General features: G+C 65.4%; 15 protein-coding genes. 4 read left to right on the top strand and 11 right to left on the bottom strand.

The annotated features are described in order from the left end of the window. The 5 genes from RA26_RS20385 to ugpB form a co-directional block, all read right to left on the bottom strand. Complete coding sequence (locus RA26_RS20385; protein WP_039186993.1) at positions 1-951, bottom strand: glycerophosphodiester phosphodiesterase family protein; 951 nt, start codon at positions 949-951, stop codon at positions 1-3. Further along, positions 951-2,006, bottom strand: a complete 1,056-nt coding sequence (locus RA26_RS20380; RefSeq protein WP_039186992.1) for a sn-glycerol-3-phosphate import ATP-binding protein UgpC — start codon at positions 2,004-2,006, stop codon at positions 951-953. The genes RA26_RS20385 and RA26_RS20380 overlap by 1 nt, the downstream gene beginning before the upstream one ends. Before the next feature lie 12 nt (positions 2,007-2,018). Further along, positions 2,019-2,870: a sn-glycerol-3-phosphate ABC transporter permease UgpE gene (gene ugpE, locus RA26_RS20375; protein ID WP_039186991.1), complete on the bottom strand. Its 852-nt coding sequence runs from the start codon at positions 2,868-2,870 to the stop codon at positions 2,019-2,021. Continuing rightward, complete coding sequence (gene ugpA, locus RA26_RS20370; protein WP_039186990.1) at positions 2,870-3,751, bottom strand: sn-glycerol-3-phosphate ABC transporter permease UgpA; 882 nt, start codon at positions 3,749-3,751, stop codon at positions 2,870-2,872. Before ugpA ends, ugpE begins: the two co-directional genes overlap by 1 nt. Positions 3,752-3,822: 71 nt before the next feature. Continuing rightward, entirely contained in the window at positions 3,823-5,130 is a 1,308-nt protein-coding gene (gene ugpB, locus RA26_RS20365; RefSeq protein WP_039186989.1) for a sn-glycerol-3-phosphate ABC transporter substrate-binding protein UgpB, read from the bottom strand. 139 nt (positions 5,131-5,269) lie between these two features. Between ugpB and RA26_RS20360 the strand changes: the two genes are divergently transcribed. Next, positions 5,270-6,172, top strand: coding sequence for a LysR substrate-binding domain-containing protein (locus RA26_RS20360; protein ID WP_039187114.1), 903 nt, complete (start codon positions 5,270-5,272; stop codon positions 6,170-6,172). 17 nt (positions 6,173-6,189) lie between these two features. Here the strand turns inward: RA26_RS20360 and RA26_RS20355 are convergent, their stop codons facing one another. The 6 genes from RA26_RS20355 to RA26_RS22810 all read right to left on the bottom strand — a co-directional run bounded on the left by RA26_RS20355 (position 6,190) and on the right by RA26_RS22810 (position 10,020). Beyond that, complete coding sequence (locus tag RA26_RS20355; RefSeq protein WP_039186988.1) at positions 6,190-7,413, bottom strand: hypothetical protein; 1,224 nt, start codon at positions 7,411-7,413, stop codon at positions 6,190-6,192. Continuing rightward, positions 7,410-7,814 carry a hypothetical protein gene (locus RA26_RS20350; RefSeq protein WP_039186986.1) on the bottom strand — a complete coding sequence of 135 codons (405 nt, stop codon included), beginning with the start codon at positions 7,812-7,814 and terminating at the stop codon, positions 7,410-7,412. Before RA26_RS20350 ends, RA26_RS20355 begins: the two co-directional genes overlap by 4 nt. A gap of 2 nt (positions 7,815-7,816) precedes the next feature. Then, complete coding sequence (locus tag RA26_RS20345; protein ID WP_039186985.1) at positions 7,817-8,272, bottom strand: ExbD/TolR family protein; 456 nt, start codon at positions 8,270-8,272, stop codon at positions 7,817-7,819. Then, the gene (locus tag RA26_RS20340) at positions 8,272-8,925 is read right to left on the bottom strand and encodes a MotA/TolQ/ExbB proton channel family protein (protein ID WP_039186984.1); all 654 of its coding nucleotides are present in this window, start codon (positions 8,923-8,925) and stop codon (positions 8,272-8,274) included. The genes RA26_RS20345 and RA26_RS20340 overlap by 1 nt, the downstream gene beginning before the upstream one ends. A gap of 57 nt (positions 8,926-8,982) precedes the next feature. Further along, a complete protein-coding gene (locus RA26_RS20335; RefSeq protein ID WP_039186982.1) occupies positions 8,983-9,423 on the bottom strand; it encodes a hypothetical protein in 441 nt (146 codons plus the stop codon). Between the two features lie 102 nt (positions 9,424-9,525). Continuing rightward, positions 9,526-10,020 carry a hypothetical protein gene (locus RA26_RS22810; RefSeq protein WP_152612675.1) on the bottom strand — a complete coding sequence of 165 codons (495 nt, stop codon included), beginning with the start codon at positions 10,018-10,020 and terminating at the stop codon, positions 9,526-9,528. Positions 10,021-10,172: 152 nt separating this feature from the next. On the opposite strand from RA26_RS22810, the gene RA26_RS20325 reads away from it, so the two are divergent. From RA26_RS20325 to RA26_RS22225, 3 genes are all read left to right on the top strand, one after another. Then, the gene (locus RA26_RS20325) at positions 10,173-10,583 is read left to right on the top strand and encodes a DUF1036 domain-containing protein (protein ID WP_241482702.1); all 411 of its coding nucleotides are present in this window, start codon (positions 10,173-10,175) and stop codon (positions 10,581-10,583) included. A gap of 97 nt (positions 10,584-10,680) precedes the next feature. Continuing rightward, complete coding sequence (locus tag RA26_RS20320; RefSeq protein WP_039186980.1) at positions 10,681-12,051, top strand: hypothetical protein; 1,371 nt, start codon at positions 10,681-10,683, stop codon at positions 12,049-12,051. Positions 12,052-12,065: 14 nt separating this feature from the next. Further along, positions 12,066-13,847, top strand: a complete 1,782-nt coding sequence (locus RA26_RS22225; protein ID WP_052272509.1) for a hypothetical protein — start codon at positions 12,066-12,068, stop codon at positions 13,845-13,847. The last annotated feature ends 1 nt before the right edge of the window (position 13,848 follow it).

Raw genomic sequence — 13,848 nt, 5'->3', positions numbered from 1 at the left:
TCAGCGTTCGGCCTCGGGCAGCCAGTGCAGGCCGTGGTGCAGCAGGCGGCGCTGGACCCGGCCCGGGTAGTCTGTGCAGATCGCGTCGGCGCCGAGGCGGATCATGCGATCGATGTCCGCTGGTTCATTCACCGTCCAGACCATGGTCAGAAGGCCCAGATCGCGCGCCAGCGCAAGGGACTCCGGGGTTATGTCCTCGAAATAGGGGCACCAGAACTGGCCGCGGGCATCCGCCACGCGGGCCGGCAGATCAAGCGCCGTGCAGCCGGCCACCGGGTTCACCTCCTTGGAGGAATCCTCCCCGACTTCGCTGTCGTTCTCCGGCAGCTGGGTGAGAAAGGAGGCAGGCATTTCCGGCGCGATGCGCTGGCAGTCCGCCAGCAGATCCCAGTCGAAACTGTGCAGCACGGTGCGCGGTTCCATCCTGGCGGTGCGGACGACATCAACAACCGATTGGACCAGCGATTGCCGCGCGGCCGTGTCGTCCAGCAGGTCCGGGTCGGATTTGATCTCCAGGAACAGGTGGACGTCCTGATGCGCGGGCTGCTGCAGCAGGGCCAGCAGATCTGCAAGACGGGGAATGCGCACACCGCTGAGAAATGCCTGGTCCGGGAAGCGTTGGCCGTAAGCTGTGCTGCCGTCCAGCCCGCCGGCATCATACTGCTGCAGCTCCGCCCAGGTGAGGGCGGAGACCTTGGGTTCCGGGCCCTGCAGCCAATGGCCTGCGGCGTCGCGCACCATGGATCGGGTCAGGCGGTGGTTGTGGGTGATCACCACCACACCGTCGGCTGTGGCGGTGACGTCCAGCTCCAAGAGCTTCACGCCGGCGTTCAGGGCAAACGCGAAGCCTTCCAGGGTGTTTTCCGGCAAGACGCCGCGGGCGCCGCGATGGCCGGCCAGGCGGATCACCCCTGGCGCGCCTGAAAAGGCCGGGATCTGAGGGTAGGGCATCAGACCGCCAATCGTTTGCCGGAGACGGTGTCGAACAGATGGGTCAGCTCCGGCGCCGCAGAGAAGCGGCGGATGCTGCCGATACCGTCATGAGCGTGGCCGGGGACGCTGGCGGTGATGCTGTGTCCGGTGCCGTGCAGGCGGCCGTGAATCAGGGTGCTGGCGCCAAGCTGCTCCAGCATGTCGACCTCTATTGCGAGGGGGCCGTTTTCGTCCTCTTTCAAGTGTTCCGGGCGCAGGCCCAGGGTGGCCGCGCCGGAATGAGCCGCGGCCACGGGCAGCAGGCCGCCGCCGGGGAGCGTGGCGTGGCCGGTGCTGATTTCCACCGGCAGAAAGTTCATCGACGGGCTGCCGATGAACCCGGCCACAAAGACCGAGGCGGGGCGGTCGTACAGCTCAATCGGGGTGCCGAACTGCTCGACATAGCCGCCGTTCAGGACCATCAGCCGGTCGCCCAGCGTCATCGCCTCCACCTGATCGTGGGTCACATAGATCGAGGTGACCCCCAGCCGCTGCTGCAGCTTGCGGATTTCCAGGCGCATCTGCACCCGCAGCTTGGCGTCGAGGTTCGAAAGCGGCTCGTCAAACAGGAACACCTGCGGATCGCGCACGATGGCGCGGCCCATGGCGACCCGCTGGCGCTGGCCGCCGGACAGCTGGCGCGGTTTGCGGTCGAGGTACTGCTTGATCTCCAGGATTTCGGCGGCCTCCTCGACGCGGCGGTTGATCTCGTCCTTCGGGAGTTTGCGGATCTTCAGGCCATAGGCCATGTTCTGGCGCACCGACATATGCGGATAAAGCGCGTAGTTCTGGAACACCATGGCGATATCGCGCGCCGAGGGCTCCAGCTCGTTCACCCGGCGGCCGCCAATCGCGATCTCGCCGGAGGTGACGCTCTCCAGGCCCGCCACCATGCGCAGCAGTGTGGACTTGCCGCAGCCGGAAGGGCCGACGATGACGATGAATTCGCCATCCTTGATGTCGCCTTCGATATGGTGGAGCACCTCGGTCGGCCCGTAGGATTTCACCAGGTCTTTGAGTTGAATATCAGCCATCAGTCAGGCGCCTTACTTATCGGTTTCCGTCAAGCCCTGCACAAAGAGCTTTTGCATTGCGATGACCACGAACACCGGCGGGATCATCGCCAGGAGGGCCGTGGTCATGATGATGTTCCATTGCGGACTCTGCTCGGCCGCTTCCAGCATCTGCTTGATCGACATCACGATGGTGGTCATCGAGGTGTCTGTGGTGATCAGCAATGGCCAGAGGTACTGGTTCCAGCCGAAGATGAAGAGGATCACAAACAGCGCCGCGATATTGGTGCGCGACAAGGGCAGCAGGATGTCGAAGAAGAACCTGAGCGGCCCGGCGCCGTCAATGCGGGCGCTTTCAAGGAGTTCATCCGGCACCGTCAGAAACACCTGGCGGAACATGAAGGTCGCGGTGGCCGAGGCGATCAGCGGGATCGACAGACCCCAGTAGCTGTTCAGCATTCCCAGGTTCGCGACCACCTCAAACGTTGGCAGAATTCGCACTTCGACCGGCAGCATCAGGGTGATGAAGATCATCCAGAAAAAGCCCATGCGGAAAGGGAACTTGAAGTAGACAATGGCAAAGGCCGACAGCAGCGAAATGGCGATCTTGCCGGTTGAAATCATCAACGCCATCGCCAGTGAATTCAGCAGCATCAACCAGACCGGCGCGGATTCCGTGCCGCTGAGGCCGGAGCCGAACAGGGTCTGCTTCATGTTCTCCAGAAAGTACTCGCCGGGCCACAGCGGCAGCGGCGCCTGGTTCATGCGCAGCTCGTCATGGGTGGAGGCGACAAAGGTGATCCACACTGGCAGCGCGATGGCAATAACGCCGAGGATCAGCACCAGATGGGTGAGGAATGCCGTGAGGGGGCGGTGTTCGACCATCAGTATGCCACCTTTCGTTCAACAAAGCGGAACTGGACCACGGTCATGGCGATCACCAGCACCATCAGCACCACCGACTGCGCGGCGGAGCCGCCGAGGTCGAGGCCGACAAAGCCGTCGTTGAACACCTTGTAGACCAGAATGGTGGTAGAGGTGCCGGGGCCGCCCTGGGTCACGGCGTGGATGATGCCGAAGGTCTCAAAGAAGGCGTAGACCATGTTGATGACCAGCAGGAAAAACGTGGTGGGCGAGATCAGCGGGAAGATGATGGTCCAAAACCGCCGTGCCGGGCCTGCACCGTCAATCGCGGCGGCTTCGATCACGGAATTGGGGATCGACTGCATGGCGGCGAGGTAAAACAGGAAGTTATAGGCGACCTGCTTCCAGGCGGCGGCCAGGATCACCAGCGCCATCGCCTGGGTGCCATTGAGGTAGTGGTTCCAGGTAATGCCTGCAAATTCCAGAAAATAGGGAAAGATGCCGAGGGTCGGATTGAACATGAACACCCACAGCGCGCCTGCCAGAACCGGCGCCACCGCATAGGGCCAGATCAGCATGGTGCGGTAGAACATGGCGCCGCGCACCACCCGCTGGGCAAAGCCCGCGAGGATCAGGGCAAAGCCCATCGACAGCGCCGCAACCAGAACCGAGAAGACAGCGGTGCGCTGGAAACTGGCCAGGTAGTGGTGGTCGGTGGCAAGGATCTGAAAATTCTCGAACCAGACAAACTCGGTGCCAAGGCCAAAGGCGTCTTCGATCAGAAAGGACTGATACATGGCCTGGCTGGCCGGCCAGATGAAGAACACCAGCGTAATGAGGATTTGCGGTGCAACCAGCAGGTAAGGCAGCGCCGAGGTTGGGAAATGCACCCGTTTGAGCATGAAAGGCCCCAGTCAGAAAAGTGACCCTGCCGCCCGGGGAAGGGGCGGCAGGGCCGGGTCGTCAGGATGGGTTAGGAGCGGTTGGCGGTGCGCTCGAACTTGCGCAGCAGCTCGTTGCCGCGCTGAACCGCAGCGTCCAATGCTTCCTGCGCGGATTTCTCACCGCCCCACAGCGCTTCCAGCTCCTCGTTGATCACGTCGCGGACCTGAACAAAGTTGCCATAGCGCAGGCCGCGGCTGTTGGCGGTCGGGGTGTTCAGGCTCAGCTGCTTGATGGCCGTGTCGGTGCCCGGATTGCTGTCGTAGAAACCCTGTTCCTTGGACAGTTCGTAGGCCGCAGTGGTGATCGGCACATAGCCGGTTTCCTGATGCCACCACGCCTGCACCTCGGGCGAGGACAGGTAGCTGAGGAACTTGGCTGTGCCCTTGTATTCCGCCTCATCATGGCCTGCGAGAACCCACAGGGTGGCGCCGCCGATGATCGAGTTCTGCGGTGCATCCGCCACCTTGGTGTCGAGCGGCAGCATGGCCTGGCCGAATTCGAACTCTGCCTGCGAGGAGATCGAGCCGTAATAGGCCGAGGAGTTCATCCACATGCCGCATTCGCCATTGGTGAACATCGGCAGGCTGTCGCCGCGGCGGCCGCCATAGACGAACAGGCCGTCCTTGCCCATGGAGGCGACGTCATCCAGACGGGCCGCAACGCTGGCGTTGTTGAAGGTGAGTTCGGTGTCGAAACCGGCAAAGCCGTTTTCCTTGGTGCCGGTGGGCAGGTTGTGCCAGGCCGAGAAGTTCTCGATCATCACCCAGGACTGCCAGCCGAAGGAGACGCCGCATTTCATGCCGTTATCGACCAGCTTTTGCGAAGCGGTTTTGACTTCGTCCCAGGTGGTCGGAACGTCGGCGCCGGCTGCGTCCAGCGCGTCCTTGTTGTACCACAGGACCGGGGTGGAGCTGTTGAAGGGCATCGACAGCAGCTCGCCTTCGGGGGTCTCATAATAGGAAACAACGGCAGGAAGGAAAGCGTCGCCGTCAAACGGTTCGCCGGCATCCTTCATCAGCTGCTCAACAGGGTAGATGGCGCCTTTGGCGGACATCATGGTGGCGGTTCCGACCTCGAAGACCTGCACAATCTGCGGGTGTTCCTTGGCGCGGAAGGCGGCAATCGCCGCGGTCATGGTCTCGGTGTAGTTGCCCTTGTAGACGGGAACCACCTTGTAGTCGTCCTGAGTGGCGTTGAAGTCTTCGGCGATCTTGTTGACGCGTTCGCCATTGGTGCCTCCCATGGCGTGCCACCACTGAATCTCGGTTTCTGCAAATGCGGTGCTGCCAGCAACGGCCAGAACAGCCGAGGCGCAGAGCAAGGATTTAATGGACATGAGCTTCTCTCCCAAAGTTGGCTCTGCGAATACCTTTTGTCCGGGCAAGAAAATAATTCAAGCAAAAGTTTTTTGACAAGATTCATAACATGATGTTATGCGAAGCCGTCATGATTTCATTGAGAAGGCGGCTAACCCCTTGAAATTCAAACTCCGCCAGCTTGAGGCTTTTCAAGCCGTGGCCCGCACTGGCTCTGTCACCCGGGCTGCCGAGACACTGGGGATATCCCAGCCGGCCGCCAGCCGGCTGCTGTCGGATTTCTCGAAATCCGTGGCGGTGGAACTGTTCACCCGCAAGGACGGCGTGCTGATTCCCACGTCTGAAGCGCGGTATCTGCTGTCCGAGGTGGGGCGGGTTTTCGACAGTCTGAACCACCTGGAAGAACTCAACCGGGACTTGAAGGAGCGCACTGCCGGGCACCTGCGCATCGCCTGCCTGCCCGGCTTTGCCACGGCGCTGTTGCCTAAGCTTCTGGCGGGCTTTCTGGAGCACCGCCCCGGCGTTCGGCTGACGCTGGAACCGGACCGGCCGGAGCGCATTCTGGAGTGGATCATCGGCGAGCAGTACGATTGCGGCATCACCGACGGCTTTGCCTCGCACCCGGCAGTGGAAAACATCGACATCCCGATCCGCACTGTGTGCGTGCTGCCCAAGGAAGATCCGCTGGCGGAGCGGGACGTGCTGACGCCGCGGGACCTGCAGAATAGCAAGATCATCCATACCAGGCGCGACAGCCCGTTTTTCCGCAAGCTGCACAAGTCGTTCTTTGAAGAGGGGGTAGAGCTGAACAGCTGGATCGAGGTGCGCCAGTTTTCCACCGCCTGCATCATCATCAATCAGGGGCAGGGGGCGTCGGTTGTCAGCGCCCTGGATGCGGAGCAGTTCCGCGGCCAGGATATCGCAATTGTCCCCTTTCAACCCGAGCTGCACCACAGGCTGTCGATCCTGCGGCCGGTGGCGGGCAGCCGGTCACTGCTGGCGCTGGATTTTCTCGACGCCTTCATTGAGGCGCTGCAGCCGTTCCGTGCCGATCTGGGCTGACGCTTGCCAGGACAGGCTTATCTGATGTCGAAGGCCGTGACGGCCAGGGCGGCAGTCCCGGTCAGATCTCCGGTGAGGCCGGTGAAAACATCCTGGGCCAGTCGCCCGTCACGGCTGCGGATTTGCTGCAGCGGGCGGGTGCTGCCGATGGCAATCAGCATTTGCGCCGTGTCGCGGACCGGGCCGGCCAGTGTCACCGGCACGTCGAAGCGGGTGACATTGCCTGTCTGTGTCAGGAACCGCTGAAGGTCCTGCACCACCCCATTGTTGTCCACTAGCAAAAGCGCAACGTATTTTCCCGCAGTGCCGCGCAGCGCACCGGTGAGACGCCCGCCGCTGGCGACCCTGCCGGAGTCCAGCCGGAGCCCCAGCCGGGTTGCCGGGTAATCGCGGTTGCGGCGGATGTATTCCGCTGCCGGGCATTGGCGCGGATCTAGCAGCGTCCGGGTCTGGCGCAGGGCGCTGTCGTCTTCGCTCAAGACTGACCGGGTGAACTGCCCGAAGGCGGCATCGCGGGCGGCAAGCATTTCCAGGCCGGCGCTGTCCTGGCCGTCCCTGCGGGGCAAGGCCAGCAGGCAGTCCGGCCCGCCGTTTGCGCGGATCCGGGCAATCAGGTCCTTGACCGCAAGGTCCTGCGCGCGGGGCGGCGGCGGGGTCTTTGCTGCGGCTGGCTTTTCCGGGGTGCCGGAGTTTGCGCCGGGCAGGGCCGCCAGCGGCCGGAGGGTGGTGAGGCCTGCATTCACGGTGGCGGTTGACACGGCGGCGCCGCCGGACGCCACCGGGGCAAGGGTTTCCGGCACCAGCGGACCGGTCTCTGTCGGCAGAAGGGGCGAAGCAGCCTCGGCGGCCGGGGCGGGAGCGGCAATGAGCAGGCCGGGATCTTGCTGGACCGGCTGCGCCGCAGAGGCCGGCATTCCGGAAGCTCCATCACCGGCGGGGTCCGCAAGGTCAGAGATATCGTCCGCTGCGTGAGTAAGCTGCGGCGAGAGGCGGTCGCTTTCGGCCCGGGTCTCTGCGCCCGCCATACCATCCTGCAGGGCAAGTCCGGCCAGCGTACCGGAGTCCAGCCGCTGCAGGGTGACACGGATCTGCGGGGCTGCGGTTTGCGGTGCGAAGCGGCCGATGAGAGGCTGCAGGCCGCCAAGGAGAAGCGCGCCCAGTGCCGCATGAACGGCTAGAGAGCTGCAGGCGGCGGCAAGCCAGCCTCTGTTGGCGGGACTGCCATAGGGAAGGGTGCTCATGAGCCGGCCTGACTGTGGCGGGTGACCAGCCGGATGTCCAGATCCGGAAACGGCGGCTGCGCCAGCAGTTGCAGCAGGTCCAGCGCCGAGGCAGTGCTGTCGGTCAGCACATGCAGGACCTGCCCGGCAGGCAGGGTGTCCTGCAAGCTGCCTGCCGTGATCACGTTGCCGTCGAGACGCAAGCTGCCGTTCGGTTCGACCTCCAGAAGCGGGCTGGGAAGATGCCCGGACGGCAATTCCCGGGTTGCAGGCAGCTGAACCTGGGTGTCCGGAGCGGGCACCAGGGACCCGGTGACCAGGAAAAAGAACAGCAGCAGCAGCACGATATTGACGATGGCAAGCGAAGTGCCTGGTGTGCGCAGAGCCTTATGCGGCGGCAGCAGGGATCGCCGGGACAGCATCTTCAGCCGGCTCCTGCACTGAGCTGGACCGATGCAATCCCGGACGTGCGCAGCTGCTCAAGCACGGTGGTCAGGTCCTGCACCCGGGCCGAGGGCTTCACGATGACCACAACGGCTGCCTCAGGGTTGTCATCGCGCAAGCTGTGGGCAAGGCCGGGCAGGGCCTCAAGGGGGAAGTCCTGCCCCTGCACCCGCAGCTTGCCGGCCTCCAGGTTCCACAAGGCCGTGCCGCCAGGGACGGAGGCCTGCGGGGCCTGTTCGGCGGCAGCGGATTGCGCCGGGCCGGGCTGGCGGTCCGCCACCGGGCCGCTGCTGTGCAGGGGCAGAACCGAATAGGGGGTCAGGCTGGAGGACAGCATGAAGAAGATCAGCAGCTGAAACATGATGTCCGCCAAGGGCGTGAGGGCAAATGCCCTGCGCTGCCGGGGCGCGGGGAGGCCAAGCCGGCTGATTTGCATCAGGTCCGGGCCTGCGCGCTTGCCGTCTGGCCGACCCGGCCATGCAGGGCCGCCGAGACCAGAACCTCGATCAGGTTGCGCTCCCGCTCGATCCGGGCGTCCAGCCAATTGGCCAGGAAATAGGCCACCAGGGCGATCGCAAGCCCCGCCGCGGTGGTGGTGAGCGCGGTCCAGATGCCAGCGGCCAGCGCCGCCGGATCCGCGGTGGCCTGCGACTGCGCCAGCACCGAGAAGGCATCGATCATGCCGATCACTGTTCCCAGCAGACCCAGCATCGGCGCCGCCTGCACGGCCAGTTCCAGGGCCCGCATCCGGTCTGACAGGGTGGCGAGTTCGGCAATGGCGGTCTGGCGCCCCAATTCCTCGGCATAGGCCGTTTCGCCGGGGCGGGCCTGGAGGCCGGTAAACACGGCATGCAGAACCCTGGAGAGAACCGACTGGCGCGCGGCAGCCTGCTGCATGGCGGCTTCGGCCTGGCCGGACAGCCAGGTATCGATGATTTTCTCAGCCATGCTGCGTTTGCCCACGCCCAGGCGGGAAAACTGAAGCAGCTTGAAGAAAAAGACGCACAGCACCGTGAAGGACATCAGGAACAGAGCGGCAAAGACTGTCAGCGTGAAGGGATCAAATAAATCGCCCCGGAAACCGGTCATGAAAACACTCCTTGGCTGGCCGCAGGCGGCGCGCCGTTAAATGAAAGGCGGCGGGTGTCAGATGCCGAACTGGATCGGCGTGCGGGAGCTGGCTGCAAGATTGGACATGCACAGCGGGCTTTCGCTGCCGTCGCTGGCGGTGCAGGCCGGAGCGTCGTTGACGACAATCCGCGAAATCGCGCCGCAGGGCGTGCCTGTCAGGTCAAATTGCAGGACCTTGGTTTTGCCTTCCACCAGGGCGCCGAATTCCAGGACCAGCAGGCGGCTGACCACGCCTTCGCCGTCAAACAGGGCGATCTGGTAGGACGCGCGCTCCAAGGCGGTGCCGGACTGGTTCGCGGCAACATAGGTCAGGCGGCAGTCACCCGCTTCGGTCTCGGTGACGGCGTTCAGATCAAGCTGGAACTGATCGGTGTCCTGGGCGGTCAGGGCTGCGGCCTGGGCCAGAAGGGCGGCGGCGGCAAGAGCCCCCGGTTTTAGAGCAGAACAAAAGCGCATTTTTCCTCAACGGGTCTGGTCATCAAATCGCGGCTATATGGGCGCTAAACCGCAGCACAGGTCAACCGGGAAAATTCGATGGAAAAACCCGTTATGGCCGAGTCAGCGGAAGACCCCGATGAAGAACCCGGGGAGTGCGGACTGCGCGTCCCGGCGCTGGAGCTGCGGCGGCAAGGAAACCGCTGCCGGCTGAGCCCCGGCCACGGTGATGGTGCCGGGCTTTTCAGCCTGCGTTTGCTTGTGCACAAGCTGCGGATCCTGAACGGCAGGGCGGAGAGCGGGTGCGGCCGTGTCACGGCGCTGCGGGACTGTGCCGGGGGCCTGCCGCTCCAGAGGTGCAGCGCAGCAGCTGGACGGCGCTGCCGGTTCGCTGGCGGCGGGCTGCACCGCCTGCACGGAAACCGGTTCGGCCAGGGTGCCGGGCAGAGCGGCCGCGGCCTTGGCGTCACGCCGCACAGCTGGTTCAGGCTGCACCGCTGGCGCCAGAGAGGCCAGGCGCCGCTGTCCGGAGGCGGCATCGTGGCTGAGAACCAATGCAACCCCTGCGGCAACTGAAAGACAAACAAGGCCTGCGCCTATCGCGAAATACCGTACCATGGCGGCCACTTTTATGCATGCTGCCGTGCAGCGCCAGCGGATTCTGCCGCTGGCCTCCGGTCGGGGCCAAAAAATGTTGCGTTTATCTCACTTTCGCTGCCGCGCGGATGGGATTACTGTAGGGGAAATAGAAAATTTCCAGCAATCCTATAATGATGCGCCTTTTCCTGCTTACCTGCCTTGCCGTCAGCCTGATCGCCGTGCGCCCGGCCAGGGCGGCGTTCACTGTCTGCAACCAGACCTTGGATGTTGCCAATCTGGCGCTTGGCGTCTCTGAGGGGGATGTTTTTGAAACCCTGGGCTGGTGGGTTGTCGGGCCAAGCCAATGCGCGGACCTTATCAGCCATAAGTTGCGGTCGCGGTATGTCTATGTCTTTGCGAAAGACGTGTTCGGGCGGGTTCTGCTGGAGGGCGCGGCGCCGATGTGCGTGGATGCCGGCCGGTTCCGGATCCGCGGCGAGTCGGACTGCCTGGTCCGGGGCTACACCGGCGCGCGGTTTCATGAAGTGGACACGCAGCAGGCGGACAGCTGGACATTTTTCCTGCGCTCAGGGGCGCAATAGGCGGATATTCTGCTCCAAAGCGCTCTCCCTTTAGGGTATGAAGCCGGTATTGATCTCCGCGTTTAGGTTGAAAGTATTGCAGCCTGTTCCTTATTACTTGGCCCGCCGGGCCGCCCTGGCCCTGATTGCGGCTGCTGGTCTTGGTTGCGGTGCAGCCGCGGCGCAGGACTGGCGCGGGCTGGCGATCGGAGACACCGGCGGCGGTGCGGCACGGGCCTTTGCCGATGCGTATTATGCAGCCGAGGCGATCCGGAGCTGGAGCGGCGCGGCGCCGGTTCTGCTGCGCAATGCAGCGCACAAGGATGCGGCGGAGGCGCTGGACGGGCTGCAGGGAGCCGGGCGGCTGGTGCTGTACTATGCGGGTCCGGTGCAGCCGGATGGCGGCCTGCTTGCGGACGGGCACGGGCTGGAGCTGGCCGCCCGGCTTGAGCCGCTGGCGGCCGCGGGGCTGTCGCATTTGCTGCTGCTGGTCGAGAATTGCGCAGGCAACGCAGGGGAGGCTGCGGCGCTGCCGGATCTGTCTGTCGAAGCTGCAAAGGCGGGGGTCACGCTGACGCTGGCCACCAGTGCCGGGGCGGGCGAGGCCTGCCCCGCGGCGGCCGCTGGCGGCCGGCTGAGTGATGCGATGAAGACGGCAGCCAAGGCGCAGGGCGCTGCCGCCGCAGATGTTTTGCAGGCCTTTGTGCGAAACGGTTCCGGGGAGGTGCTGGCGGGCCTGGGCAGCGCGAAGGCGGTCCCGGCCCGGCGCGCGCAGGCTCCGGCGGCGGATACGGTCCGGCTGATGCCCGCCCGGGCGCCGGCGCCGGCCCGTGCGGTGGCCGCGGTCCGGCCTGTTTCCGTGCCGGCAAACGGCCTGCAGGGGGGCGGTGCGGCCCTGGCACTTCCGGCGCCGCAGTTCGCCGCGCTGCCGCGGGCGGAAGGATTGCCGCAGCCCTCAGTCATCGTCGGCGTGATCGGGGGGGCGGGCGGTGCTGATTTCGCGGCGGCGCAGGACCCGGCGGATCTGCAGGGCAGTGAAATTGCCTATGACAACCTGGCTGCGCGGCAGCGTCTGCGCAGCGGCGATCCGGATTTGTTCGCCAGTCTGGTTGCGGCCGGCGCGTTTGATCCGCCGGCGCCGCTGCTGCCGCAGGCGCTGCAGAGCGAACTTGCTCGCATGGGGTGTTATACCAGCCGGATTGACGGCGATTGGGGGCGCGGCTCGCAGGCTGCGGCACGCCGGTATTTCGAGGCCGCAGGCGGGGGCGGTCCAGCCAGTCTGGAGGCAACGGCAGAGCTGTTCCGCCTGATTATCAGCCGGGATGACGCTGCTTGCACCCGCCCGGTAGCCGCCGCCCCGCGCGCAAACGCAAACAGCGGCGGCAGCCGGCAAACCCAAGCCCGGCGGGCTGCGCCTGCGCAGGCGCCGTCAATCCAGCCGGCCCAGACCATCACGCCCGGGTCTGCCCTGGGCGGTGTGTTCCGCTAGGCAGGCAGGCAGCGATGGGAATTCGGGTTGATCCGGCCTTTAAGAGGGCGAAAGCCCAGGCGGCGGCCAGACGGCGGCGGCGACTGGCGGCCCGGCTGAGCGCGGGCGGCGCGGCGCTGGCGGCTGTGGCTGCGGCGGCATTGTTTTGGGCGCAGAACCGCGGAATTGAGGCGGACGCCAGCCTGACCATGATTCCGCAGAGCGAAGCAGCCGCTGCAGAACCGGTCCGGCAGCAGGCGCAAAACCGGGCGATGCTGAACCTGCGCCGCGCACCGATGCTGCTGCGGCTTAAGGAGGAGGGCCAGGGCGGCAGCCGCCGGACGCTGCCGGGGCCGCCGGGTTTTCTGCCAGAGCGTGCAGGTCCGCCCGGCCCGGTCCGGTTGTCGGTTGTTCAGGATGATTTGTTTGCCGCCGGGCAGCAGCTGATGGTGCATCTGCCGTCGGCGCGCGATGATTTTGCCCTGTTCCAGGCCCATCGGCGGCGGGCGCTGCCTGCGGCGGAAGAGCCGGGGGCGGCCCAGCAGGGCGCAGAGGCTTTGGCCGGGCTTCGGGAGGCCACCAGCGCCGCCGTGGTCAGCGCGGCGCAGGCGCGCGTGTATCTGTTCAGGGAAACGGTGCTGCGCCTGTCTGCGTCCCAGACCCTGACCGGTCTCTTGGAGGATCACGGCTTCACCCGGCAGGAGGCAGAGGAGATCGGCGCGGCGGCGCAGCGGCTGCTGAAGTTTGATGGCGCGCTGGCGCCGGGCAGCCTGGTGGCGGTGCGCTGGCGGCCAAGGCCGTTCGGGCAAGCGGGACGGGAGTTGCTGCAACTGTCCCTGTACGGGCCGCAGCGCTACCTGGCCAGCATGGCGCAAACCGGCCCGGGCCGGTTTCAGGCCGCGGCAGACCCCTGGGCCGCGGAGGATTTGCTTCAGGTGTCGGGCCGCAAGCCCTTGCAGGCGGGCCCGGGCCAGCAGCCGCGGCTGCTGGATGCGCTTTACTCCACGGCCCTGCGCAACGGGCTGGCCACCGATCTGGCCGGCGAGCTGATCGTGATGCTGTCTAGGCGTTTTGATTTGGAGCGCCCGGTTTCCGGTGAGGACCGGCTGACGCTGGTGCTTGCCGCCAACCCCGGCCCGGAAGGGCAGGGGGCCGGCCAGGTTCTGTTTGCCGGTCTCGGCGGCCCGTCGGGGCAGATGCGCTGTTATGTGACCGCACGGACCGGGCCGGACAGCGGTTTTGGCTGTTTCAGCTTTGCCGCGGGCGGCGCCGCCGCGGGCATAGAGGCGGTGGATGCGCTGGTTGGCCGGATTGTGCAGGTGGAAAGCGCCGGGAGGGCCGATGCCAAAAACCCGCTGTCCACGGCCACCGGGCTGGGCCAGTTCATTGAGGGCACCTGGTTGCGGATGATGCGCAGTTACTATCCGGACCTGGCCCAGAGCCTGGCGCGGGCAGAGCTGCTGGCGCTGCGGCTGGACCCGGATCTCAGCCGGGAAATGGTGCGGAACCTGGCACGGGAAAACGAGGAATACCTGCAGGCGCGGGGGCATCAGACCACCGCCGGGCGCCTGTATCTGGCGCATTTTCTGGGGGCCGAGGGGGCGCATCGGGCCCTGTCCAGTGATCCCGCCTTAGGTGTCGGCGACGTCATGGGCGCGGCAGTGGTGGCTGCCAATCCGTTCCTGGAGGGCAAGCGGATCGCGGATCTGCTTGCCTGGGCCGACCGCAAGATGCAGGGGTGGGGCAAGACGGCTGCGGTGCCCGCCGGGGTGCTGGCGTACAAGGCGCAGATTGATGCGGTGCTGAGCGGGCTTTAAG

Source organism: Leisingera sp. ANG-M7, from assembly GCF_000813965.1.
Taxonomy (GTDB): domain Bacteria; phylum Pseudomonadota; class Alphaproteobacteria; order Rhodobacterales; family Rhodobacteraceae; genus Leisingera.
This window is presented reverse-complemented; position numbering and strand designations above follow the sequence as displayed.